We start from the raw sequence: 25,740 nt of genomic DNA, 5'->3' as shown, positions 1-25,740 counted from the left end.
GGCAAGTTGAACAAAACACTTCTATCGCCGGTGGTGATTCTGGTTTCGCGACCCGTGAATCTTTCTTGGGCTTGGAAGGCGGTTTCGGTAAAGTTCGTGCTGGTAAATTGGATACTTCTCTGAAAAACAGCAGCGACAGCTTCGACCCTTGGGAATCTAGTAATGCTAACGCAGACGCTCTGCAATTGGGTAAAATCAAACGTGTAGATACTCGTAAAGTATCTGTACGTTACGACACTCCTGTGTTTGGTGGTTTCAGTGCAAGCGTACAATACCAACCTCGCGACAATGCTAACCCTAGCGACAAATACGATCACGCTGTGAAAAGCCGTGAATCTTACGACTTGGGCTTGAACTACGAGAACTCTGGTTTCTTCGGTCGCTACGCTGGTTCTTATGCTAAACGTGCTGACTTGACTTCTGGTTACCTGGATGCATTCAACCACAACACTACTTTGGCTGCCGGTACTTACAAAGATCACCAAGCTCACCGTCTGACTGCTGGTTACGATGCTAACAACCTGATGGTTGCTGTTGTAGGCCAATACGAAGGCTTTAAAGCTGACGTAGCTGGTGCTAAGAAAAACGAACGTACTGAAGTTGGTGCAACTGCTGCTTACCGCTTCGGCAACGTAACTCCTCGTGTTTCTTACGCTCACGGCTTCAAAGCTAAAGAAGAAGGCGTGAAACAAGAGAACAGCGCGTACAACCAAGTTATCGTTGGTGCTGACTACGACTTCTCTAAACGTACTTCTGCCCTGCTGTCTGCTGGCTGGTTGAAAGAAGGCAAAGGCGACTACAAATACGAGAAAACTGCTGGTACTGTTGGCCTGCGTCACAAATTCTAATCTGACTTAAGATTAGTCTGAAAAAGAGCCTGTTTTATACAGGCTCTTTTTGTTTTTGTAAGAAATGTATTTTGTCATTGCAGGGGTAGGTTAAAGTATTTTCAATATTCGTTTTCAGACGGCCTATGGAAATTTAAGTCAGGTTCTATTCAATATATGCTAAATGAAATTTTGGAAATTATTTTGAGTATTATTATAAATAAGTTAATAATATAGGGATGATTATTGGATTGAGTTGATTTTTCTATGTTTCATGCCTAATAATAAAAGGTTCATTTAATGTAGTTCTAAAGTATTATTAGTATGTAGAATCTGGTTTTAAGATTTGTAAACTTGATTTTAATCAAATTATTGCCGATAGATGATTCATATAATATAAGTGTTTAGAGTATCGATATATCGGGAATAGCCATGTCCTGTCTTGAAATGAAGTGCTTAAGTGGCATTTGGAAACGAATCCTTGTGCTTTTTGCTGTGTTTTCTATGATGATAGTAAGCCTGCCTGCTTATGCGGAGCGCTTGCCTGATTTCTTGGCAAAAATTCAGCCTTCTGAAATTTTCCCCGGTGCTGATCGCTACGGCAAACCGGAAGGTAAGCCTTTGGTTGCTCGCGTGTACAAGGGCGAAGAGCAGCTTGGCTTGGTTTATATCACGACTGACGTGGTCAATACGCGCGGTTATTCGAGTAAACCGATCGATACGATGGTTGCATTGGCCAATGATGGTACTATTGCCGGCGCAAAATTGGTTGAACACCATGAGCCGATTATGTTGATCGGTATCCCGCAATCCCGTGTCGATAAATTCATTGACAAATATATCGGCTTAAATTTTATTAAAAACCCGCCTCAACCAGGTGTTGCACCAGGGGATATTATTAGTGGTGCGACTGTAACCCTGATGGTCATCAATGACAGTATTCAGCGCTCTGTTAAAGCAGTAATCCATCAATATCATTTGGGTACAGATAAAGCAGTTCAAGCCGGTACGGCAGCTGCTTCCGGCGAACAGTCTGCCGAACCTGCCGTTCAAACTCGTCCGCGTCGTGTTGCCAATCAAGACAAACAAGATATCCTGTCATGGAATGCGCTTTTGGAACAAAAAGCCGTCGGTCATCTGCATATTTCTATCGACGAAATCAATAAACTGTTTGAGAAAAGCGGTAAAGCAGGTGTGGCAGATCATGCGGAGCAGGGCGATGGTAACGATACATTTATTGATCTGTATGTTGCCTTGGTCAGCCAACCTTCCATCGGTAAAAGCCTTTTAGGTGAAGCCGGTTGGAACAACCTGCAAAAACGTTTGAAACCTGGCCAAGAAGCCGTGATGGTGGCCGGCGAGGGCCGCTATTCTTGGAAAGGTTCGGGTTATGTCCGCGGCGGTATCTTTGACCGTATTGAAATGATTCAAGGCGATACCAGCTTCCGCTTTACCGATGCGCAACATGAACGTGTAGTTGCTTTATCCGCTGAAGGTGCTCCCGCGTTTAAAGAAGTTTCTTGGTTCACCATCCCCGAAGGTGTGGAATTTGATGGTGCCGAACCATGGCGTTTGCAATTGATGATTCAACGCGTATTGAGCGTAAATGATAAGGCATTTGTAACTGCCGATTTGGATTATGAATTGCCAAAAGGCTACTACGTTGACGATCCTAAAGCACCGCCGGTCGAAATCAGTGCACCGGTTGAGCCGGTGGCTGCGGCAGCCTCTGCTCCGGAAGAAAGTACAGGTATTGCAGAAGATGCAACGGCTGAGGAAGGCGTATCCAACCAACTTTGGAAACAGGTTTGGAAAGCCAAACAAGGTCAAATCGTGGTTGTGGGTATTGCTTTGACAATTCTTCTGTTGGTATTCCTGTTCCAAGACTGGATTGTCCGTTACGAAAAATGGTATGAACGGTTCCGTCTCTGTTTCCTGACCTTTACGCTGTTTTATATCGGCTGGTATGCTCAGGCACAATTATCGGTAGTGAATACTTTGACGTTGTTCTCAGCCATTTTGACTGAATTCCACTGGGAATTCTTCCTGATGGATCCGCTGGTATTCATTTTGTGGCTCTTTACAGCGGCGACCATGCTGTTGTGGAACCGCGGTACATTCTGTGGATGGCTGTGTCCTTTCGGTGCATTGCAAGAGTTAACCAACCGTATCGCCAAAAAATTGGGTCTGAAACAAATTACCGTGCCACACTTGTTGCATACCCGCCTGAGTGCGATTAAATATGTAATTTTCTTCGCTTTGTTGGCAATTTCCCTGTACGATTTGGGTACGGCTGAAAAATTCGCTGAAATTGAGCCTTTCAAAACTGCAATTATTTTGAAATTCATGCGTGAATGGTGGTTTGTTCTGTTCGCCGCCGCGTTGCTGATTGCAGGCTTGTTCATCGAACGTTTCTTCTGCCGTTATCTGTGTCCTTTGGGTGCAGGTATCGCATTGCCGGGCCGCTTCCGTGTGTTTGATTGGCTGCGCCGTTATAAAATGTGCGGTAATCCATGCCAGATTTGTACACACGAATGCCCAGTACAAGCAATCGCACCAGAAGGCGACATTCATCCGAACGAATGTATCCAATGTCTGCATTGTCAGGTAATGTATCATCACGATACGCGTTGTCCTCAAGTAGTGGCAACGAATAAGAAAAAACAAAAACAAGCGGCGGCAAAAGCTGAACAGCATGATGCGGCAGCAACGCAAAATGCCCAAGAACAAGTCGTCCAGTTTGTTAAAAAAGAATCGGCAATCAGTGTCGACAAGTAGTAATTTATCAATAAAAAAAGAGGGCTGTATCGGCAGCCCGACTTAGAAAGTTTTTCATCGGCAGGCCGTCTGAAAAATCGGCCGCCGGATTTTATCCAAGGAGTGTCGTATGTCAGACGAAAAATTAGAACAAAACGGCTTAAGCCGTCGTTCATTCTTAGGTACTGCCGCTGCTTCCGGTGCAGGTATTGCCGGTGCCGGTTTGTTGGGCTTGGCCGGTTGCTCTAACGGCGAGGGTGATAAAGCTGCTGCTTCCGGTGCTGCACCTGCCGAAAAAGCCGCTGCTCATTCTGCCGAGCCGGGCAAACAAACTTCCGAAGTCGGTCCGGGCGAACTTGACCAATACTACGGTTTCTTGTCAGGCGGTCAATCAGGCGAAATGCGCTTGATCGGCGTACCTTCTATGCGTGAGTTGATGCGTATCCCTGTATTCAATATGGACAGCGCTACCGGTTGGGGTCGTACCAACGAGAGCCTGCGTATTTTGAATGAAAAAATTACGCCGGAAACCCGTAAATTCCTGCAAGACAGCGGTCTGCGCTGCTACCCTAACGGCGACTTGCACCACCCGCACTTGTCTTTTACCGATCAAACTTACGACGGCCGCTATGCATATGCCAACGATAAAGCAAACAACCGCGTTTGCCGTATCCGTTTGGATGTGATGAAAACCGATAAAATCGTTGAAATTCCAAACGTTTCAGGTGTTCACGGTCTGCGTCCTCAACGCTATCCGAAAACCGGCTACGTATTTGCCAACGGCGAGCATATCGTTCCTGTTGACGGCGTAGGCAAATGGGATGATCCTAAAACTTGGAATGCCGTTTATACTGCCGTTGACGGCGAAACCATGGACATCGCATGGCAAGTATTGGTAGACGGTAACTTGGATAATGGCGATGCCGACTACCAAGGTAAATACTCTTTCTCTACCTGCTATAACTCTGAGCGCGCTCTGACTGTACAAGGTGCATCTTCCAACGAACAAGACTGGTGTGTGGTATTTAACCTGGCCGCCATCGAAGAAGGCATCAAAAAAGGCGACTTTAAAGAAGTTAACGGCGTGAAAATGTTGGACGGTCGTGCGGAAGCCAACTCTCCATACACTCGTTACATCCCGGTTCCTAACTCTCCTCACGGCTGTAATGCAAGCCCTGATGGCAAATACATCATGCTCAACGGTAAACTGTCTCCAACCGTTACCGTATTGGATGTCAGCAAACTGGATGACTTGTTTGCAGGTAAAATCAAAGAGCGCGATGTTGTCGTAGCCGAGCCTCAACTGGGTCTTGGCCCATTACACACTGCATTTGACGGTCGCGGCAATGCCTATACTACATTGTTTATCGACAGCCAAATGGTGAAATGGAACATCGACGATGCGATTAAAGCCTATAAAGGCGAGAAAATCGATCCGATTAAACAAAAACTCGACGTTCACTATCAACCTGGCCACAACCACACTACCATGGGCGAAACCAAAGAAGCCGACGGTAAATGGTTGGTATCTTTGAACAAGTTCTCTAAAGACCGCTTCTTGAATGCCGGTCCTTTGAAACCTGAGTGTGACCAATTGATCGACATCTCCGGCGACGAAATGCGTCTGGTGCATGACAATCCGACTTTTGCCGAACCACACGACTTGTGCTTGGTTGCTGCGTCTAAAGTGAACCCAAGCAAAACTTGGGACCGCAAAGACCCATGGTTCTGGCAAGAAGCTTTGGAACAAGCTCAAAAAGACGGTGTTGAGCTGGAAAAAGCTGCCAAAGTCGTACGCGAAGGCAACAAAGTACGCGTGTACATGACTGCCGTTGCGCCTGCTTACAGCGTTCCTCAATTTGAAGTGAACCAAGGCGACGAAGTTACTGTATATGTAACCAACGTTGAGACCATTGAAGACTTGACTCACGGCTTTACTTTGGAAGGTTATGGCATTGCTATGGAGATTGGCCCGCAAGCTACATCTTCTGTAACCTTCAAGGCTGTCCGTCCAGGCGTACACTGGTACTACTGCCAATGGTTCTGCCACGCATTGCACATGGAAATGTCTGGCCAAATGATTGTTAAACCAAAATAATTTCGGTTTGATGATTTAATTCTTCAGGCCGTCTGAAAAAACATTCTTTCAGACGGCCTTTATAGTAAAGTTGTTTGTCGGCCGATATGGCCACAAAATGAAAGCCATCATCAGACAGCTTTGCTATAACACCAAAATACCTGTTTCCGCATCGGTTTATCATGCGGCAAGCAGGCCGTCTGAAACAGAGATATGATTATGACGCACACACAAATCCATCGTTCCAAATGGCAACGTGCCGCACTCGTATTGCTGCTTGGCAGCATGGTTCAGACGGCCTTTGCCGCAGTCATCAACGTATCCGCACAAGACAATCTCAATGATGCTTTGGCGCGCGCCCAAGCCGGCGATACGCTCAAGCTTGCCTCCGGTACATACAAAACCAAACTCTATATCGACAAACCCATTACCATCGAAGGCCCTGCCGACCGTTCCGCCAAGATTGTCGGCGACCGGAGCGGGAGGACGGTTGCCGTTCATGCGCCTGATGTAACTTTGCGCAATCTGACCGTTTCCCATTCCGGCATGAGTTTGCCGGCAATGGATGCCGGTATCTATTTAGAAGAGACGGCAACGCGCGCGCTGGTGGAGCATAACAACATCATCGACAATTCTGTCGGCGTGTATATTCACGGTGCGGCAGAATCCATGGTGCGGGAAAATAAAATCATCGGTGATGCAACCCTGCGCGTCAACGAACGCGGCAACGGCGTAACCGTCTGGAATGCGCCCGGTGCGCAAGTGGTCGATAACGATATTTCCAAAGGCCGTGACGGTATTTTTTCAAATACCAGTACCCATAATACCTACAAAGGCAACCGTTTTAGCGACTTGCGCTTTGCCGTCCATTATATGTACACCAATGACAGCGAAGTCAGCAACAATATCTCCGTCGGCAACAATATGGGTTATGTGCTGATGTTTTCCGAACGCCTGAAAGTGTATGGCAACATTGCCGTTGGCAGCCGCGACCAAGGCATTATGCTCAACTACGTCAATTATTCCGAAATTTACGATAATGTGATCAACAAGGCAGGCAAATGCGTGTTTGCCTACAATGCCAACTACAATAAAATTTTCGACAATCATTTTGAAAACTGTCAAATCGGTATTCACTTTACCGCGGCCATTGAAGGCACAAGCCTGTTCAATAATTCGTTTATCAACAACGAAAGCCAAGTCAAATACGTCAGCACCCGTTTCCTTGATTGGGGCGAGGGTGGTCGCGGCAACTATTGGAGCGATAACAGCGCCTTTGACCTTGACGGCGACGGCTTCGGCGACAGTGCCTACCGTCCCAATGGGATTATCGACCAAATCATCTGGCGCGCACCCGTCGCCCGGTTATTGATGAACAGCCCTGCCATCAGCATTGTCAAATGGGCGCAATCTCAATTTCCCGCCATCCTGCCCGGCGGCGTAATTGACAGCAAGCCTTTGATGAACCCTGTCCGCAATAAAACGACAACCAAATACGAAGCCATGAAGGACGAATTGCTGCATGAAGCAAAAACGCACCAATCCGAATGGGGTAATGCCGAAAACGGTGCGTTGACAGGCGGAAATGCCAATATGTAACCTTTCAGACGGCCCAATATCAAAGGCCGTCTGAAACATTCACTAGAGGAATATCCATGAGCAGTACCAACCACGTTGAATTAAGAAACGTGACCAAGCAGTTTGGCAGCCAAAAGGCCGTCAACCAAGTCGATCTGGTTCTCAAGGCTGGCGAGAGCGTCGGCATGGCAGGACACAACGGTGCAGGCAAATCTACCATTATGAAGCTGATACTCGGCCTGATTACGCCGACCGAGGGCGAAGTGATGCTTTTGGGAGAGCCGACCGGCAGTAAAGCAGGGGCGCAGCGTCGCAGCCAAATCGGTTACCTGCCTGAAACGGTTGCATTGCACCCTTCATTGACCGGTATCGAAACCATGGATTTCTATGCCAAACTAAAAAAACAGCCCCTGAGTAAAAACCGCGAATTGCTCGAGCGTGTCGGCATTTCCCAGGCCGCACGCCGCCGTGTCGGCACTTACTCTAAAGGTATGCGTCAACGCCTCGCTTTGGCACAAGCCTTGTTGGGCGAGCCTAAAGTTTTATTGTTTGACGAGCCAACTTCCGGCCTTGATCCGGCTTCACGTCAAATGTTTTACGAAGTTGTGCGCGAACTCAATGGGCGCGGCGCAACCGTATTGCTCAGCACCCATGCACTGGCCGAGCTTGACGGCCACGCCGACCGCATCATCGTTATGAAAAACGGCGTGAAAGTTGCTGACGGCAGCATGGATGAGTTGCATGTTCAAAGCGGTCTACCGCTGACCGTCAACGTCCGCTTGAAAGAAGCGCGCCCGTTGAGCGAGCGTTGGCATCCGCTTTCAGACGGCCTGTCGTATAAAGCGCAATGTAAAGCCGAAGAGCGTATGGGACTTTTGAGCGAATTGGGTGATTTGGGCAGTCTTGCCTACATCGATATCCACACGCCAACACTTGATGATATGTACGCGCAATTCTTGAAGAGGGAAGACGTATGAACCCCGTTTGGATTATTACCGGCAAAGAAGTCCGAGACAGCCTGCGCAACCGTTGGGTTCTTGCCGCCGCACTTTTGCTTGCCGCATTGGCACTGTCATTAGGCTTTCTCGGCAGCTCGCCTACCGGTTCGGTCAAGGTTGATCCCTTGACGGTAACTGTAGTCAGTCTGTCCAGCCTGTCTATCTTCTTGATCCCGCTGATTGCGATGTTGCTCTCTTATGATGCACTGATCGGCGAAATCGAGCGCGGTACAATGGCGTTGTTGCTAAGTTACCCCATCTCGCGCAACCAAATCCTTGCCGGTAAATTTATCGGCCACCTCATCATTCTTGCCCTTGCTACCACCGCAGGCTACGGATTGGCAGGTATTACCCTTCAGCTTGCCAACGGCGGTTTTGATATTGCCGCATGGCAACCTTTCGCCCTTTTGATTGCTGCCAGCGTGATTCTTGGCGCAGCCTTTTTGTCCATGGGCTATTTGATCAGCGCAAAAGTTAAAGAACGCGGTACAGCCGCCGGTATCGCCATCGGCGTATGGCTGTTTTTTGTCGTTATTTTCGATATGGCGCTTTTGGGTGTTTTGGTTGCCGATACCGAACAAGTCATTACCGCGCCTGTAGTGGAAACCGTTCTTCTGTTCAACCCCGCAGACATTTATCGCCTGCTGAACCTGACGGGTTACGAAAATACAGCCATGTATGCCGGCATGGCGGGTTTAAGCGATCAAATCAGCCTGACTATGCCTGTTTTGCTGACGGCTCAGGTATTATGGGTTATCATTCCTTTGATTTTAGCCGCCTGGATTTTCGGAAAGCGACAAATATGAGAAAAATACTATTGACAACCTTCACACTCATCGCATTGGCAGCCTGCAGCAAGCAGGATAACAGCCCTCCGCCTACGCCCCAACAAATCAGCGACAGCGCAGTCGGTCATTACTGCAGCATGAATTTGACCGAACACAACGGCCCTAAAGCGCAAATCTTCTTGAACGGCAAACCTGACAAACCGGTTTGGTTTTCCACTATCAAGCAGATGTTCGGTTACACCAAACTGCCCGAAGAGCCTAAAGGTATTCATGTCATCTATGTTACCGATATGGGTAAAGTCAAAGATTGGGAAAAACCCAATGCCGACACTGAATGGATAGATGCGAAAAAGGCCTATTACGTTATTGAAAGCAGCTTTATCGGCGGCATGGGTGCGGAAGATGCGCTTCCGTTTGCCGACAAGGCTCAGGCTGAAAAATTCGCCAAAGAAAAAGGCGGCAGAGTAGTCGGTTTTGCAGAGATGCCCGACGAATACATTTTCAAATAAAACAACCAATAAAGGCCGTCTGAAACAGTTTCAGACGGCCTTTGTGTTGGAAGCTGCCGATTGCTGATTTAATGAATGCGGCTTTCAATATAAAGATAAAAAATCTAAGGAATACTTTATGTCCACCCCTTTAACGCGTCGCCGCTTCATTGCCATCGCCGCCACACTTGCCGCCGGTGCCGGCATTCCCTTTGTCATCAGTCGAAAAACCAATCAGCCGACTCATTCAGCCGGGCCGAATCAAGAAGGGCAGCCTGTTATCTGGAAAGGGATTGCATTAGGATCGGGTGCGGAATTGCGTTTGTTCGGCGTTGGGCGCAGGCAGGCGGAGATACTGATCAACAAAGTATTGGCGGAAGTTTCACGATTGGAAAAAATCTTCAGCCTGTATCGGGACGACAGCCTGATCAGCCGCTTAAACCGAGAAGGCCGTCTGAAAAATCCGCCATCCGATTTTTTGCAGCTGCTCAGTATCAGCCGGGATATTCATCAGCTGACGCAAGGTGCATTTGATCCCAGCATTCAGCCTTTGTGGAATCTGTATGCCGACCATTTCAGACGGAATCCGAAAACCGAAACGCCGCCGTCCGAACGCAGCATCAAAGATACGCTTAAATTGGTGGACTTCAATAAAGTCGATTTTGATACCAAAGAAATCCGTTTTGCCCAAAAAGGCATGGGCTTGTCGCTTAACGGCATTGCCCAAGGCTATATTACCGACAAAGTAGCCGAATTGTTGAAGCAGCAAGGTGTTTCTCAGGCATTGATTGATATGGGGGAGATTTACGGCTTTGATAATGCCAACCAGCGCGAGTGGAATGTCAGCATCCGCAATCCTGACCAAGAAGACCAAATTCTGACCACCATTGCCATGAAAAATCAAGCGTTTGCCACATCGGGCGGCTATGGCACGGTAATGGACGAGGCAGGCAAATTTACCCATCTGTTTGACCCGCGCACAGGCGGAAGCCAGCCGCGCTATAAAAGCATGAGCGTTATGGCGGAGAGTGCGGCAGTTGCCGATGCCTTTTCTACCGCATTTTCTATTATGGATGAAGCGGCCATCCGAGCAGCTGCCCAAGTCAAAAAGGCACAGGTTTGGCTGGTGATGCCGAATAATGAATTGAAGAAGATTTGAGATTGAGAAAAAGAATGGTTTCGCCAGTTGGTTTGAATATGAATAAGAAAATCTTAAGTTATTGAAATAATGGAGTATAAAAAAGAAGGGTTGTCCAAATAGACAACCCTGAAACTCTTGCAGCTGGGAGTAATTAGCAAGAGATTACGACACTTAAAACAAAAATTCACTCATTTCAAAGCACGAAGCTTTAATATCTAAGCAATACGGTATTTCGACCGCTCAAACCCCTTCGAAACGGAGAAACACAACATTATGGGAAAATCCGACAAAGTGGTTTAAAGCAATTAAGATGAGCGGTCTAAAAAGCAGATAACCGGATGTCTTTAGATAAACGGTATAATATCAGGATAAGCGGAACATTACCAGTGAATATTATAAAAAAGTAGAATAATTCATTTAGTGATTGATTATATTGAATAAAAACATAGATTTTTATTGAATATTTTTACAACAGTTGATTCGGTTTGATATAAGAAATTATATAAGTGATTGTTATCAATAAAAAATAATTTTTTGACTTTGTGAGTGATGATAGAAAAAGGCCGTCTGAACGTTCAGACGGCCTTTTTTCAAAGAGCGATTTATTTGGTTGCAGAAGCAGTAGAGGCGACTTCGGCTTGAGCGCCTGCTGCTGCATTTTCACCCCATGCCGCAGGGTATTTGTAACCGGCAAAGCGTTTTTGTGAGTAGGCTTTGAACTCGTCAGAGTTGTAGGCTTCGGTTACATCTTTCAGCCATTGGCTGTCTTTGTCGGCAGTACGGACAGCAGACCAGTTAACGTAGGCGAAGCTCGGCTCTTGGAACAGGGCTTCGGTCAGTTTCATGCCGCTGCTCATGGCGTAGTTGCCGTTAACGATGGCAAAGTCAACGTCGGCACGGCTGCGCGGCAGTTGGGCGGCTTCAAGTTCTACGATTTGGATGTTTTTAGGGTTTTCGGCAATATCTGCTTTAGATGCGGTCAGCGGATCAACGTCGGCTTTCAGTTTAATCCAGCCCAATTCGTTCAACATAACCAATGCACGGGCAAAGTTGGATGGGTCGTTAGGTGCGGAAACGCTGACGCCGTCTTTCAATTCGTCCAAAGATTTCAGTTTGCCAGGGTACAGGCCCAAAGGTGCAGTCGGTACTTGGAAGGCTTCAGTGATGTCCAGTTTGTGTTCTTTTTTGAAGTCATCCAGATAAGGTTTGTGTTGGAAGATGTTGATGTCCAATTCGCCTTCAGCCAAAGCAAGGTTGGGGCGCACATAGTCGGTGAACTCGATCAGTTTGACTTTATAGCCTTTTTTCTCCAAAGCCGGTTGGATTTGGTCTTTTACCATATCGCCGAAGTCGCCGACGGTTGTACCGAAGACGATTTCTTTTTTCTCTGCGCCGTTGTCGGCAGAAGAAGCAGCAGAGGCAGCAGGCGCGCTGTCTTTTTGACCACCGCAGGCAGCCAATACGATGGCCAGCGCAGCAGCAGAAAGGGTTTTGAAGAATGTGTTGGTTTTCATATTTTGCTCCAGATGGATGATAAAACGGTTTCAGACGGCCTTAAGCTGCCGCCGTCAAAAAAAGAGGAATTGTAAATCTATTTTGGGAATATGAGGGTGTTTTTTGTAGATTTATTTGGTATATCCTAATATGTTCTAAATAGATAACAGGCCGTCTGAAAAATAGTAAGTCCATTTCAGACGGCCTGGTTTGTTTAACGTTTATCCAGTTTGCGCGCCAATCTGTTGCCGATACCTTGAATCAGGATAACGAGTAAAACCAGGATGGCAACGATGAAGATGATGACTTCCATTTGATAGCGGTAGTAGCCGTAACGGATAGCAAGGTCGCCCAAACCGCCGCCGCCAATCATACCTGCCGCCGCGCTGTACGACAAAAGGCCAATAGCCAGTACGGTAATGCTGGAAACCATACCTGCGCGTGCTTCATTCAAAAGCACTTTGCAGATGATGCTCATGGGTGAGGCACCCATTGCGGAGGCCGCTTCAATTACGCCTCTGGGTACTTCGCGCAGGTTTTGCTCAACCAGACGGGCGAAGTAGAATAGGCCGGATACGCTCAATACCAATGAGGCGGCAACCGGGCCGATGGTCGTGCCGATGATGGCGCGTGTAACAGGAATCATGGCAATCATCAGGATGACGAAAGGGAATGCGCGCATCAGGTTGACCAGGTTGTCCAAAAACAAATTCAGCTGTTTGTTGTAGTGCAACTGATGGCTTGACGTCACAAACAGCAATACGCCCAAAATCGTACCGAAGATAACGGCGAAAGTAGTCGATAGGCCGACCATAATAAAGGTTTCGCCCAAGGCTTGGATAATTTCGCCCTTCATGCTGATGATGGTCTCAACAGCACTTTCAAATGTTAAATCTGCCATATTAGTCCTCTCGAATCAGCTCTTGCCCGATTTCGGATTGGGCATGGATTTGGTTGCCGTGTACTTCAACGATTTCCAGCAGACGGCCTTTATCCAAGAGGGCGGCACGGTCGCACAGGCGGCGGATAACGCTCATTTCGTGGGTAACGATGACGATGGTTACGTTGAAACGTCGGTTGATGTCTTCCAAACATTTCAAAACGCTGCGCGTAGTGGCGGGGTCGAGGGCGGAAGTGGGTTCGTCGGCGAGGATGACTTGAGGTTGCGGCGCCAGCGCACGGGCAATGCCGACACGTTGTTTTTGACCGCCGGAAAGTTGGGACGGGTAATGGTTGGCACGGTCTTGCAAGTCGACAATTTCCAAACATTCTTCAACACGCGCTTGGATTTTTTTAGACGGCCATTTGGCAATTTCTAAAGGGAAGGCGACGTTTTCGGCAACGGTACGGTTGCTCAATAGGTTGAACTGTTGGAATACCATGCCGATGTTTTGTCGGGCGTGGCGCAGTTGCGTGGCGTTGAGTGCGGTCAGCTCTTGGCCGCACACGCTGACGGTACCTGTATCCGGACGTTCCAATAAGTTAATCAGGCGCAGCAGGGTGGATTTGCCTGCGCCGGAATAGCCCATCAAGCCAAAGATTTCACCCTGTTTGATTTCGAGGCTGGTCGGCTCGACGGCGACAAAGTCTTTGTTGTCGCGTGTTTGATAGTGTTTGGAGACGTGATCCAGAATAATCATGGTTTATCCGTGTTTTCTTTAATTCGTGTGGCCATCAGGGTGTGCAGACGGCGGTTGTCGGCGCGTGCGACGGTAAATTGCAGGCTGCCGATGATGACTTTTTCGCCGCGTACGGGCAGGTGTCCCAATTCTTGAATGACCAGGCCACCGATGGTATCGGCTTCTTCGCTGCTGTATTCCGTACCGAAGAAGGTGTTGATATCTTTGATTTCGGTGGCAGCGTGGATGCGCCAGCGTTCGGAAGAAACGGCGTGGATATTGTCGGCGCTGTCGTCTTCGTCAAATTCGTCTTCGATGTCGCCGACGATTTGCTCGATGATGTCTTCAAAGGTTACCAGGCCGGATGTACCGCCGTATTCGTCAATGACAATCGCCATGTGGTTGCGTTGTTCGCGGAATTCTTTTAAAAGGGAGGCCAGTGATTTGCCTTCGGGGACGAAAACGGCAGGGCGCAAGACGGATTTCAGGTGGAACTGCTCGGGGTTGAACATATATTTGAGCAGGTCTTTGGCGTGCAAAATGCCCAAAACTTCGTCTTTGTCTTCGCCGATGACGGGGAAACGCGAATGGGCGGTTTCGATGATGTAGGCCGTGATGCGCTCGATGCTGTCGTTTTCTTTCAATACGTTCATGCGGCTGCGCGTAATCATGGCATCGCGCACTTCCAGCTCGGCAAAGTCCAATACTTTTTCCAGCCGGGTCAGTGTGTCGGCATCAAAAACTTCCTGCTCGTGCGCTTGGCGCAGCAGGGTCAATACGTCTTCGGCGGAATCAGGCTCGCCGGCAAGTCGGGAGATTAGGCGTTCGAAAAACTTGGGTTTCGACTGCGTACCGTCCATTTTAATATTCGTCCTCTTGGTAGGGGTTGGGGAAGCCTGCCGCCAGCATCAGGCGGATTTCTTCGGCTTCCATTATTTCGGCTTCATTGTCTTCGATGTGGTCGTAGCCCATCAGGTGTAAAGTACCGTGTATGGTCAGGTGGGCAAAATGCTGCTCAGGTGTTTTGCCTTGTTCGGCGGCCTCTTTCAAAACCACTTGCGGACAAATTACCAAATCGCCATACAAGCCGTCTGAAAACTGGTCGGGCAGGATTTCGCCTTCGTTGAGCGCGAAACTCAATACATTGGTGGCGTAATCCTTGCCGCGGTAGTCGCGGTTGTAGGCGCGGGCTTCTTCTTCGTCCAGAAGAATCAGGCTGATGTCTGCGCGGCGGTATTCGTTTTTCAAGGCCGACCACGCCCAGCGGTAGAAGTCGTTCTCTGACGGAAGGTTGGCGGCGGAAGAAGCGTTTTCAAAGCTCAGATGAAAACGTTGCCGCTGTAAGGATAAAAAAGGATATTTCTTGGCGCGTTTCATGTTGTCCGGAAAATTTGGTTTTTAGGCGTAAATATAACATATTCACCCCCATGCCGTCTGAAAAAACGCCCAAAATATGATAGACTTCATGCCGTTTTCCATCTTTCAGGCAACCATTATGAACCCGAAAAAACTCGTTATCGCCAGTCGCGAAAGCCTGCTTGCCATGTGGCAGGCAAAACACATCCAAGGCCGTCTGAAAGCCCTGTATCCCGATTGCGAAGTCGAGATTTTGGGCATGACCACGCGCGGCGACCAGATTTTGGACAGAACTTTGTCAAAAGTCGGCGGTAAAGGCTTGTTTGTCAAAGAGTTGGAGCAGGCTTTGTATGACGGCCGGGCCGACTTGGCCGTGCATTCGATTAAAGACGTGCCGATGGATTTACCTGAAGGTTTTACGCTTGCGGCCATCGGCGAACGCGCCAATCCGTTTGACGCATTTGTGTCCAACCAATACGCGCGTTTGGAAGAAATGCCCAAAGGCGCTGTCGTCGGCACATCCAGCCTGCGCCGCGAAGCCCAGTTGCGCGTGCGCTATCCGCATTTGGTTATCAAACCTTTGCGCGGCAATGTGCAAACCCGTTTGTCCAAACTCGATAACGGCGAATACGACGCGATTATTTTGGCTGCCGCCGGTTTGCAGCGTCTGGAATTGGACGAACGCATCCGCATGATTTTGTCGGAATCCGACAGTCTGCCTGCCGCCGGACAAGGCGCATTGGGTATTGAAATTGCAGCGCATCGCGAAGATTTGTACGAAGTCTTAAAGCCTTTGAACCACGATACCACACACGCCTGCGTTACGGCCGAACGTGCGTTGGCGCGCGCTTTGGGTGGAAGTTGCCAAGTGCCGCTGGCCGCATATTGCACTGAAGAAAACGGCTTGCTGACCTTGCGCGGCTTGGTCGGTCATCCTGACGGTTCGGTAATTTTGCAGGCGGATGCGCAAGCCCCTGCCGAATACGCCGATGCCTTGGGTCGTGCAGTCGCCAAAAAACTGGCAGATGATGGTGCGGAAGAATTGATTGCTGCCGTATTGCAAGAATAGGCTTAAAACAGCATAGATCATTTAAAAGGCCGTCTGAAACTTTCAGACGGCCTTTATTTTTTGATGCTTAAGGATTCATAATCCGCGCAACCAAAGCTTTTTCTTTGCCTTGCATATTCGGGATTTTGACCTGAATGCCGTTGCCTGGGGCAACATCGACAGGCTGGCCTTTGCGGGTCATTTGTTCCAATTTGATGGTTTGGTTGCCGCTCGGGTGGATGATTTCGAGTGAATCGCCGACAGCGAAGCGGTTTTTAACTTCGATTGTCGCCCAGCCGTTTTCATCAATTTCGGTAACGTGGCCGACGTATTGGCTTTGTTTGGCGGTGGAATGGCCGCTGAGGTAGTTTTGGTAGTCTTGAGTTTGGTGGCGTTCGAGGAAGCCGCTGGTGTAGCCACGGTTGGCGAGGCCTTCGAGTTCGCTCAACAGGCTGTAATCAAACGGACGGCCTGCAACGGCATCGTCAATCGCTTTGCGGTAGGACTGGGCCACGCGTGCAACATAATAGAGCGATTTGGTACGGCCTTCGACTTTGAGGCTGTCCACACCAATTTTTGCCAGTTTCTCAACCACTTCAATGCCGCGAAGGTCTTTGGAGTTCATGATGTAGGTGCCGTGTTCATCTTCCATAATCGGCATCATTTCGCCCGGGCGGTTGGACTCTTCAATCAGGAAAACTTTGTCGGCGTAGGGATGGCGTTTTTGACCATTGATGCCTTCAAAGTTTTGGTTGGCTTCTTCTTGAGCTTTTTCAAAGTTGAAACCTTGCAGAAGTTGGGCGTCGCCTGCATCGCTTTCAGTGGCGTTGTGAACCTTGTAGTCCCAACGGCAGGAGTTGGTGCAGGTGCCTTGGTTGGGGTCGCGATGGTTGAAATAGCCGGAGAGCAGGCAGCGGCCGGAGTAGGCGATACACAATGCGCCGTGAATGAAGACTTCGAGTTCGATGTCGGGGCATTCTTGGCGGATTTCGGCGATTTCTTCCATGCTCAATTCGCGCGACAGAATAATGCGCTCAACGCCGATGTTTTGCCAGAATTTCACGCCCCAGTAGTTGGTGGTGTTTGCCTGTACGGACAGGTGAATCGGCATTTCCGGCCATTTTTCGCGCACAGTCATAATCAAACCCGGATCCGCCATAATCAACGCGTCGGGTTTCATGGCAATCAAGGGCTCCATATCGGAAACAAAGGTTTTGAGTTTGGAGTTGTGCGGCAGCGTATTGACGGTCAGGAAGAATTTTTTGTTGCGCTCGTGCGCTTCTTTAATGCCTTGCTCGAGGACGTCGAGTTTGGCAAATTCGTTGTTGCGGGCGCGCAGGGAGTAACGCGGGCTGCCGGCGTAAACGGCATCTGCGCCGTAATCGTAGGCGGCGCGCATGCGTTCGAGGCCGCCTGCAGGCAATAAGAGTTCGGGTACTTTCATGTTTTATGCTTTTTAAAATGTTTTCAGACGGCCCTTAAGGAAAGAGGGAAGGCCGTCTGAAAGATGTTTGAAGAATGGGCGGATTATCCGCTGTTTTTGTGTTTCGGTCAATTTTGTGTCGGGTTTGCGCTTTGTTTTTTATACGGAAAATGTCCTATATGGGCAAAGGTGAAAAGGGGCTTTAATTTATTAGAAATGTAAAAAAAGCAGGGTTGGGCGGAATAATTTAACAAAAAACCGTTCAAGCAATGTATTTTCTTGTAAAATATCAAGCTTCATTTTAAAAAATATTCGGATTAGTTACCGATTTTGACCGACGGAAGGTTTATGGATTTTCGTTTTGACATTATTTATGAATACCGCTGGATGTTTTTATACGGCGTGTTGACAACGCTGGGACTGACGGTGGTTGCAACGGCAGGTGGCTCGGTTTTGGGTTTGCTGTTGGCATTGGCGCGTTTGATCAATCCGGAAAAAGCCGGTGTGCCGATGCGTGCCTTGGCTTGGGTGTTGCGTAAGATTTCTTTTTGGTATGTTACGCTGTTCCGCGGTACGCCATTGTTTGTACAAATTGTGATTTGGGCTTATGTTTGGTTCCCATTTTTCGTTCACCCGGCCGACGGTGTGCTGATTAGCGGCGAAGCAGCTGTTGATCTGCGCCGTTCTTATGGTGCGCTGATTGCCGGTTCTTTGGCTTTGGTTGCGAACTCGGGTGCGTATATTTGTGAAATTTTCCGTGCCGGTATTCAATCGATTGATAAAGGCCAAATGGAAGCTGCGCGTTCTTTGGGGCTGACCTATACTCAGGCGATGCGTTATGTGATTTTGCCGCAAGCTTTGCGCCGTATGTTGCCGCCATTGGCCAGTGAGTTTATTACGTTGTTGAAAGACAGCTCATTGCTTTCCGTCATTGGCGTGGCAGAGTTGGCTTATGTACAAAGCACGATTACCGGCCGCTATTCTGTCTATGAAGAGCCGCTTTATACAATTGCGCTGATTTATTTGGTGCTGACAAGCTTTTTGGGTTGGGTATTCCTGCGATTGGAAAACCGTTACAATCCGCAACACCGCTAATCGCTTTAAATCAAAAAAAGGAAGACTTTTTCAAGTCTTCCTTTTTTTATTTGCTGTCAATGTTTCAGACGGCCTTGAATCAGAATGCTTCACCGACTTTGACACCGCCAGCGATGTCTTTTGGCGTTGCCAGTTTGGCAGTTGCTTGTTGGGCGGCTTGGAATGCTTCGGTTGCCATGATGTCGGCGGCTTCTTGTACGGTCAATGTGTTGGCCATGTATTGCCAACGCGCTGCCAAGTCGGCGTTTGCCGGTGCGTGGAAACCGTCTCGCAATTCATCTACCAAATCGGGACGGTTGCACACCAGTACAATATCGCAGCCTGCTTCAAAAGAAAGGCGGGCGCGTTCTTTAATACCGCCGACACCGCATGCGCCTTCCATGGTCAGGTCGTCTGAAAAGATAACGCCGTTAAATCCGATTTCTTGGCGCAGGATTTGTTTCAGCCATTTTTCGGAGAAGCCGGCAGGTTGGCTGTCGGTTTGCGGGTATACGACGTGGGCAGGCATGACTGCGGCCATGCCTGCTTGGCTCAATGCTCGGAAGGGGATAAGGTCTGCGGCTTCTAGCTCTTCTCGGCTGCGTTCGTCGCAAGGCAGGACGTGATGGCTGTCGCCTTCGACAAAGCCGTGGCCGGGGAAGTGTTTGCCGCAAGATTTCATGCCGCCTTTGTTCAGACCTTTTTGCAGGGCAAGGGCAAGCTGGGTAACGATGTTGGCGTCGCGGTGGAAACTGCGGTTGCCGATGACGGCGCATTGACCCCAGTCCAAATCCAATACAGGCGTAAAGGATAGGTCGATACCGCAGGCGGAGAGTTCGGTTGCCAAAACCCAGCCGACTTGTTCTGCTTGGGTACAGGCGGCTTCTTGGCCTTCGTTATCCCAAATTTCGCCCAATACATTCATGGCAGGCAGGCGGGTGAAGCCGTCAATAAAACGTTGAACCCGTCCGCCTTCGTGGTCGACGGCGATGATAAGTTCAGGTGTACGGACGGCTTTGATTTCTTGAACCAAAGCTTTGAGCTGGGAAACGTTTTCAAAGTTGCGGCGGAACAAAATAACGCCACCGACGGCAGGGTCGAGCAGGCGTTGTTTTTCTTCTTCGGTCAGATGATAGGCAGCGACGTCGGCCATGACTGGGCCGCGTGGAAGATGAGGCGTATTCATTGTTTTGTCCTGAATAATGTATCTATTGGATAATCGTTATGTTCAGACGGCCTGAGAGTGTAAGAATATCTCAGGCCGTCTGAATATTGGTTTTGAATTAGGCAGTTGCTTTTTTCTTGTCTTTTAAGATGAAAACCAACACAACCATCACGATGCCGGTTACCACAAAACCTAAAGGCGCAGAGCCGGTCATGCCCAGTGCGAGGTAGCCTGTGGCAGCAGATGCGGCTACGGTCAGCGCATAAGGGAATTGCGAGGTAACGTGGTCGATGTGGTTACAGTGTGCGCCGGTAGAAGAGAGGATAGTGGTATCGGAAATTGGCGAGCAGTGGTCGCCAAATACGGCACCGGCCATTACGGCAGACATGCAAGGGATAATCAGCGAAGGTTCGACTTTGACGGCCATGGCGGCGGCAATCGGCAACATGATGCCGAATGTGCCCCAGCTTGTGCCGGTAGCGAAGGCCATCACGCCTGCGAGCATAAACAAAATCACGGGTAGGAAGCCTGCGTGGATATTGCCTGCCACCAAAGTGGAGAGGTATTCGCCGGTGTGCATCTCGCTGACAACGGTGCTGATGATCCATGCCAAAATTAAGATGGTAATGGCACCGCGCATAGAGATGATGCCCTGCCAAATGGCTTTAGGGTAATCGCCGGTTTTGATGGTGCCGATGGTGCAGAGGATGACGGCCAATACGCCGCAGGTGCCGCCGAATACGAGGGAAGTGTTTACATCGGTATTTTCAAATGCGCTGAGCAAAGAGAAGGTTTCAGAAGCTTGTGCGCCAGTGTAAATCATGGCGGAAACAGTGGCGACGATCAGTACCAAAACCGGCACAATCAGAGCGAATACGCGACCGTTGGGATGGCCTGTTTCAACGGTTTCATCATGAATTTCATTCAAAGCGGCGCGTTCCAAACGGGCCATGGAGCCGATGTCGAAGGAGAACCAGGCCACGACAAACACCATAATCAATGCGAAGACGGCGTAGTAATTCATCAGGCTCATGGCCACGAATGCGCCCATTGGTGTGTAGTCTGTGATGTTGTAAGTCACCAAAAGGCCTGCCAAAGTAGCAATAATCGATGCCCCCCAGCTGGATACAGGCATCAAAACGCACATCGGCGCGGCAGTGGAGTCAAGGATATAAGCCAGTTTGGCGCGGGAAACTTTGAATTTGTCGGTTACAGGGCGGGCAATCGCGCCGACGGCAAGGCTGTGGAAATAGTCGTCAATAAAGGTAACGAATACCAGGCAGGCAGTCAGCAGCTTCGCACCACGGCGGCCTTTGATGTGCTGTTTTGCCCAATCGGCAAATGCTTGGTTACTGCCTGAATGCGTCAGCAGGGAAGTGAAAATCCCCAAAAGCACTAAGAAGAGCAGGATTTTGGGTTTGCCCAAAGACCAATCGCCGTCCGCCCAAGTCAGGCTGACGGCCATGTCTTTCAAGTGAACCAAGGCATCAAGCGGATTACCGCCTACCAGCAGGAATGAGCCGACGATAATGCCGACACCCAAGGACAGCAATACACGACGCGTGGCAATGGCCAGGGCAAGCGCGATGGCTGCAGGAATAATGGATAAAATAGAATTCGAATAATTAATAAGTTGCATAATTATATTGTATATAAGCGGTGAAATATTTTCAGACGGCCTAAACTGGAAGACGGATAACAAAATACCCACCGCCTCTGACAGATGGGTATTTTATCATTTAACGCATCATCATGCCGTCTGAAAATCTTGCTATTGCAGATTTAGCGCGAGGAACAAAGTATTGCCTTCGCGTTGTACCAAAAGCGGTACGTTTTTGCCTGCGCTTTCCAATGCGCTACGGAAAGTGGATTCGTCATTGACGCTGATTTGGCTGACGGCAATAATTTCGTCGCCGCGTTTGAGGCCGGCACGTTCGGCCGCACCGCTAACGCGCAGAACGATTAAGCGTTGTTTGCCGTCTGCGTTTTCAACCTGCAAAGTTAGGCCTGCATTTTCAACGGTAAATCCGTCATGGCCGCCTTCGTGTTGCGGGTGTTCGGCTTCTTTTGCAGAAGTTTCCGTTTGTTCGGCTGCGCTGCCAAGTTTGACTTTGACATCGGTTTGTTTGCCGCCGCGCCAAATGCTCAAAGTCACTTCTTTGCCCGGCATCATCGAGCCGACCATGACCGGCAAGTCGCTGGAGGCACGGACTTCTTCTCCGTTTACGCTGCGGACAATATCGCCGACTTGCAACCCGGCTAGTTGCGCTGCGCTGTTCGGCATGATTTTGGCAATCAGCGCGCCGCTTGCTTTGTCCAAACCGAAAGATTTGGCCAAATCGTAAGAAACTTCTTGGATAACCACGCCTAATTGACCGCGTTGGACTTTGCCGTTGGCTTTTAATTGATCGGCCACATTCATGGCAACATCAATCGGAATGGCAAACGAAATGCCCATGAAACCGCCGCTTCGGCTGTAAATTTGCGAGTTGATGCCGACTACTTGGCCGCGGAGGTTGAATAACGGGCCGCCTGAGTTGCCGGGGTTGATGGCAACGTCGGTTTGGATGAACGGCGTGTAGTTTTCATTCGGCAGGCTGCGGCCTTTAGCGGAGACGATGCCTGAAGTTACGCTGTTGTCAAAGCCGAAAGGTGCGCCGATGGCGGCTACCCATTCGCCCGGTTTCAAATCTTTCGGATTGCCGATTTTGACAACCGGCAAGTCTTCTTGCGGCTCAATTTTTAAGAGGGCAACGTCGGATTGGGCGTCTGAGCCGACCAGTTTGGCCGTGTATTCGCGTTTGTCGTTGAGCAGGACTTTGATATTGCCCATGCCAGCAACCACGTGGGTATTGGTCAGGATATAGCCGTCTTTGCTGATGATGAAGCCGGAGCCGAAATTCAGATCGTCGCTTTCGGTATCTTCTTGCGGCATGTCTGGCATATTGGGAACAAGGCGTTTGAAGAACTCGTAAAACGGATCGTTGTCGGGAAATTGGCTCAGGTCCATGCTGTGGTCGTCATCCGGTGTCGCAGAGCGTTTTGCCGGTGTCGCTTGAATATTGACGACGGCCTGTCCTTCGTTTTGCACCAGTTGGGCGAAGTCGGGCAACAACATACCGACTTTTCCGTCATCGGTATTGGTTTCAATACGTTGAACGAGTTCTTTGTTTTCGTCTTTGTCGAAAAAGGTGCTGACTTTGTCGCAACCTGAAAGAAGGGAAGCTGAGAGGACAGCAAGGGCCAGATATGTGTTTGTTTTAATATGCACGAAAGTTCCTTTTGCCGGTGCCTATCGTATTGTCGGCATGCGTTTGAATCGGCAGGCAGTTTTATTGTTTGAATGCTGTTTAAATGTATAAGGTAGGATTTTTACACTTTAACGGTTTTTTTTCAAGCATTTCATTTTAAATGAAAAAATGATAATTGGGATTTTATTGTTTTAAGGCCGTCTGAAAACTTTTGAATATGACCTGTCGGTCGGTTCGCTTTTTTCAGACGGCCTTTAAATTGTGGTCAGTCGTGTTGATCCAAATGGTAGATCTGTGCCACGGCATCGATTAATTCGCTGTTGTCCGAGCCAGCTTTATTGAGCGTGCGTGTCGGAGAGTGGAGCAGTTTGTTGGTCAACTGAATGGAGAGGCGTTCGAGGACATCCTCGGCGGATACGCCTTTTGCCAGTTGCTTCATGGCATTTTCCAATACTTGGCGGCGTGCACGTTCACCTTCGTCGCGCAAGGCGCGGATAAGCGGAACGCTTTGGCGGTTTTTCTGTAGGCGGATAAATTCGCTGACTTTTTCTTCCACCATGCTTTCAGCCGCCGCCGCTGCTTTTTTGCGCGCATCTTTACCGCTTTGGACAATGTCCATCATGTCGTCTACGGTATAGAGATATGCGTCTTCCAATTCGCCGACTTCGGCTTCGATATCGCGCGGAACAGCCAAATCCAGCAGGAAAACAGGCATGTTGTGGCGTTTTTTCAATGCGCGTTCGACCATGCCTTTGCCGACGAGTGGGAGTTGGCTGGCAGTGGAAGAAACAACCACGTCGTAATCGTGAAGAATATCGGGCAATTCGTTCAGCAGGCAAGCTTCGGCGTTGACACCGAGTTTGTCGCACAATTCCTGCGCGCGCTGGTGTGTGCGGTTGGCAACGGTAATGAGCTTGGGATTTTTGGCGGCAAAATAAGTAGCCACCAGCTCAATCATTTCGCCTGCGCCGATAAAAAGGACGTTCAGATCAGAAATGGAAGGGAAGATTTGCTCTGCCATTTTGACCGATGCAGAAGCCATGGAGACGGAGTTTTCGCCGACAGCAGTGTCGGTACGCACTTCTTTGGCAACGGCAAAGGTTTTTTGAAACAGGGCGTTTAAGTGGGTGTTGATGCTTTCCTGTTCTTGCGCAACGCGGACGGCATCTTTGATTTGACCGAGAATTTGCGGTTCGCCCAAGACCATGGAATCTAAACCGCAGGCGACGCGGAAGGCGTGGCGGACGGTTTCATTATTATCTAAGGTATAGAGGTAAGGGCGGATTTCTTCGGCAGGCAGGTCGTGATATTGTGCCAACCAGTCGATGATTTTTTCGGTTTCGCCGACGCAGTAAAGCTCGGTGCGGTTGCAGGTAGAAAGAATGACTGCTTCTTCCGCCACCTCACTACGCGCGAGGTTGGACACGGCATCCGGCAGATTTGCAGCTGCAAATGCCAGTTTTTCGCGTATGCTCAAGGGCGCGGTTTGGTGATTGAGTCCGACGACGGTAAGTTGCATGGTTATGGTATGACTGGGTAGTGTGTGTGGTGGGTATTATAGCTTAAGTGGGCTTTAAAATGAATGTGTTGGGGGAGAAGATGCAATGAGGTTTGCCATCGAAAAGGCCGTCTGAAAAGATTCAGACGGCCTTTTATCAAGAAAGGCTTAAACGGCTTCAGCTTCTTCTGCCAAGAAACCGCGCAGTTTTTGCATAGCTTTGGCTTCGATTTGGCGGATGCGTTCGGCAGATACGCCGTATTCGGCAGCCAATTCGTGCAGGGTCAAACCGCCATCGTCTTGCAACCAGCGGCTTTCAACGATACGGCGGCTGCGGTCGTCCAGTTGTGCCAAGGCGTTTTGCAGACCTTCGGTTTGCAGGGCGTAGTGGGCTTGTTTGGACAACTGGCGGCTAGGCTCTGCATCGTGATCGGCCAACCAGTCGATAGGGGCGAAGTTGTCTTCGTCATCGTTGTTTTCTGCCATGATGCCGATATCGTGACCGGTCATGCGTTGTTCCATTTCCAAGACTTCGGACAATTTGACGCCCAAATCGTCGGCGATTTCTTGCGCTTCTTTTGGAGACAAGGCATTCAGGTTTTTACGCATGCTGCGCAGATTGAAGAACAGTTTGCGTTGCGGTTTGGTTGTGGCAACGCGGACCAAACGCCAGTTGCGCAAAATGAATTCATGGATTTCGGCTTTAATCCAATGCACGGCAAACGAAAACAGGCGCGCGCCGCGGCTCGGTTCGTAGCGTTTGACGGCTTTCATCAGGCCGATATTACCTTCTTGAATCAGGTCGGCTTGGTTGAGGCCGTAGCCGTCGTAACCGCGTGCAATGGATACGACGACGCGAAGATGAGACAGAATAAGCTGTTTGGCGGCGTTGAGATCGCCTTTTTGTTGACGTTCGGCCAGTTGTGTTTCTTCTTCGGCAGTCAGCATGGGAATGCTGTTGACAGTATGAATGTATTGCTCGAGGCTACCGTTGCCGCTGTGGATAACGGGTAATGCAAAAGCTTTATTCATAAAGGATACTCTCCTTGATTGGGCCGTCTGAAAACGGCTTTTTGTTTATTGTGTGCCAAGCAGTATAACACTGCCTGTGGTTTGTTTTGTTATGGGTTGGATTTTTTCTGTAAATTAACGATAGAT

At 49.2% G+C, this 25,740-nt stretch carries 21 protein-coding genes; 10 read left to right on the top strand and 11 right to left on the bottom strand.

Annotated features, from left to right (window positions below):
* From HMPREF2871_RS07685 to HMPREF2871_RS07650, 8 genes are all read left to right on the top strand, one after another.
* Nucleotides 1-848, top strand: an 848-nt coding sequence (locus tag HMPREF2871_RS07685; protein WP_070647862.1) for a porin, incomplete at its 5' end; no start/stop codon positions are given.
* A 483-nt stretch (nt 849-1,331) separates the two neighbouring features.
* Complete coding sequence (locus HMPREF2871_RS07680) at nt 1,332-3,605, top strand: NosR/NirI family protein (protein WP_283117037.1); 2,274 nt, start codon at nt 1,332-1,334, stop codon at nt 3,603-3,605.
* A 109-nt stretch (nt 3,606-3,714) separates the two neighbouring features.
* Nucleotides 3,715-5,682 (top strand): TAT-dependent nitrous-oxide reductase, encoded by a 1,968-nt coding sequence (gene nosZ / locus HMPREF2871_RS07675; protein WP_036493194.1) that lies wholly within the window; start codon nt 3,715-3,717, stop codon nt 5,680-5,682.
* A 192-nt stretch (nt 5,683-5,874) separates the two neighbouring features.
* Nucleotides 5,875-7,260 (top strand): nitrous oxide reductase family maturation protein NosD, encoded by a 1,386-nt coding sequence (locus HMPREF2871_RS07670; RefSeq protein WP_049344875.1) that lies wholly within the window; start codon nt 5,875-5,877, stop codon nt 7,258-7,260.
* 56 nt (nt 7,261-7,316) lie between these two features.
* The gene (locus HMPREF2871_RS07665) at nt 7,317-8,216 is read left to right on the top strand and encodes an ABC transporter ATP-binding protein (protein WP_049344874.1); all 900 of its coding nucleotides are present in this window, start codon (nt 7,317-7,319) and stop codon (nt 8,214-8,216) included.
* Entirely contained in the window at nt 8,213-9,043 is an 831-nt protein-coding gene (locus HMPREF2871_RS07660; protein ID WP_049336713.1) for an ABC transporter permease, read from the top strand. Before HMPREF2871_RS07665 ends, HMPREF2871_RS07660 begins: the two co-directional genes overlap by 4 nt.
* The gene (locus HMPREF2871_RS07655; protein WP_049336712.1) at nt 9,040-9,534 is read left to right on the top strand and encodes a nitrous oxide reductase accessory protein NosL; all 495 of its coding nucleotides are present in this window, start codon (nt 9,040-9,042) and stop codon (nt 9,532-9,534) included. The genes HMPREF2871_RS07660 and HMPREF2871_RS07655 overlap by 4 nt, the downstream gene beginning before the upstream one ends.
* A gap of 118 nt (nt 9,535-9,652) precedes the next feature.
* Nucleotides 9,653-10,672, top strand: coding sequence for an FAD:protein FMN transferase (locus tag HMPREF2871_RS07650; RefSeq protein WP_049336710.1), 1,020 nt, complete (start codon nt 9,653-9,655; stop codon nt 10,670-10,672).
* Between the two features lie 584 nt (nt 10,673-11,256).
* On the opposite strand, the gene HMPREF2871_RS07645 is transcribed toward HMPREF2871_RS07650, so the two are convergent.
* The 5 genes from HMPREF2871_RS07645 to ybeY all read right to left on the bottom strand — a co-directional run bounded on the left by HMPREF2871_RS07645 (nt 11,257) and on the right by ybeY (nt 15,144).
* On the bottom strand, nt 11,257-12,168 hold the full coding sequence (locus HMPREF2871_RS07645; protein ID WP_049344873.1) for a MetQ/NlpA family ABC transporter substrate-binding protein: 912 nt from the start codon (nt 12,166-12,168) through the stop codon (nt 11,257-11,259).
* 194 nt (nt 12,169-12,362) lie between these two features.
* Nucleotides 12,363-13,049 (bottom strand): methionine ABC transporter permease, encoded by a 687-nt coding sequence (locus HMPREF2871_RS07640; protein ID WP_049344872.1) that lies wholly within the window; start codon nt 13,047-13,049, stop codon nt 12,363-12,365.
* A 1-nt stretch (nt 13,050) separates the two neighbouring features.
* A complete protein-coding gene (locus HMPREF2871_RS07635; RefSeq protein ID WP_004519679.1) occupies nt 13,051-13,788 on the bottom strand; it encodes a methionine ABC transporter ATP-binding protein in 738 nt (245 codons plus the stop codon).
* The gene (locus HMPREF2871_RS07630; RefSeq protein WP_049344871.1) at nt 13,785-14,627 is read right to left on the bottom strand and encodes an HlyC/CorC family transporter; all 843 of its coding nucleotides are present in this window, start codon (nt 14,625-14,627) and stop codon (nt 13,785-13,787) included. The genes HMPREF2871_RS07635 and HMPREF2871_RS07630 overlap by 4 nt, the downstream gene beginning before the upstream one ends.
* A gap of 1 nt (nt 14,628) precedes the next feature.
* Nucleotides 14,629-15,144 carry an rRNA maturation RNase YbeY gene (ybeY, locus tag HMPREF2871_RS07625; RefSeq protein ID WP_049344870.1) on the bottom strand — a complete coding sequence of 172 codons (516 nt, stop codon included), beginning with the start codon at nt 15,142-15,144 and terminating at the stop codon, nt 14,629-14,631.
* A 118-nt stretch (nt 15,145-15,262) separates the two neighbouring features.
* Between ybeY and hemC the strand changes: the two genes are divergently transcribed.
* Nucleotides 15,263-16,192 carry a hydroxymethylbilane synthase gene (gene hemC / locus HMPREF2871_RS07620; protein WP_107848928.1) on the top strand — a complete coding sequence of 310 codons (930 nt, stop codon included), beginning with the start codon at nt 15,263-15,265 and terminating at the stop codon, nt 16,190-16,192.
* A 67-nt stretch (nt 16,193-16,259) separates the two neighbouring features.
* Here hemC and yegQ read toward each other — a convergent pair whose 3' ends face one another.
* The gene (gene yegQ / locus HMPREF2871_RS07615; protein ID WP_004519683.1) at nt 16,260-17,615 is read right to left on the bottom strand and encodes a prephenate-dependent tRNA uridine(34) hydroxylase TrhP; all 1,356 of its coding nucleotides are present in this window, start codon (nt 17,613-17,615) and stop codon (nt 16,260-16,262) included.
* A 327-nt stretch (nt 17,616-17,942) separates the two neighbouring features.
* Here yegQ and HMPREF2871_RS07610 point away from each other — a divergent pair, with 327 nt between their 5' ends.
* Entirely contained in the window at nt 17,943-18,689 is a 747-nt protein-coding gene (locus HMPREF2871_RS07610) for an amino acid ABC transporter permease (protein ID WP_049344868.1), read from the top strand.
* A 79-nt stretch (nt 18,690-18,768) separates the two neighbouring features.
* On the opposite strand, the gene nagZ is transcribed toward HMPREF2871_RS07610, so the two are convergent.
* The 5 genes from nagZ to rpoH form a co-directional block, all read right to left on the bottom strand.
* Nucleotides 18,769-19,854 (bottom strand): beta-N-acetylhexosaminidase, encoded by a 1,086-nt coding sequence (nagZ, locus tag HMPREF2871_RS07605; RefSeq protein ID WP_039862102.1) that lies wholly within the window; start codon nt 19,852-19,854, stop codon nt 18,769-18,771.
* Between the two features lie 97 nt (nt 19,855-19,951).
* Nucleotides 19,952-21,472, bottom strand: a complete 1,521-nt coding sequence (locus tag HMPREF2871_RS07600) for a Na+/H+ antiporter NhaC family protein (protein ID WP_004519687.1) — start codon at nt 21,470-21,472, stop codon at nt 19,952-19,954.
* A 132-nt stretch (nt 21,473-21,604) separates the two neighbouring features.
* A complete protein-coding gene (locus HMPREF2871_RS07595) occupies nt 21,605-23,104 on the bottom strand; it encodes a DegQ family serine endoprotease (protein WP_049344867.1) in 1,500 nt (499 codons plus the stop codon).
* Between the two features lie 245 nt (nt 23,105-23,349).
* Nucleotides 23,350-24,603: a glutamyl-tRNA reductase gene (hemA, locus tag HMPREF2871_RS07590; protein WP_049344866.1), complete on the bottom strand. Its 1,254-nt coding sequence runs from the start codon at nt 24,601-24,603 to the stop codon at nt 23,350-23,352.
* A 147-nt stretch (nt 24,604-24,750) separates the two neighbouring features.
* Complete coding sequence (gene rpoH, locus HMPREF2871_RS07585) at nt 24,751-25,614, bottom strand: RNA polymerase sigma factor RpoH (protein WP_004519690.1); 864 nt, start codon at nt 25,612-25,614, stop codon at nt 24,751-24,753.
* Between the last annotated feature and the right edge of the window lie 126 nt (nt 25,615-25,740).

This window comes from Neisseria sp. HMSC067G12 (assembly GCF_001812725.1).
Taxonomy (GTDB): domain Bacteria; phylum Pseudomonadota; class Gammaproteobacteria; order Burkholderiales; family Neisseriaceae; genus Neisseria; species Neisseria perflava.
This window is presented reverse-complemented; position numbering and strand designations above follow the sequence as displayed.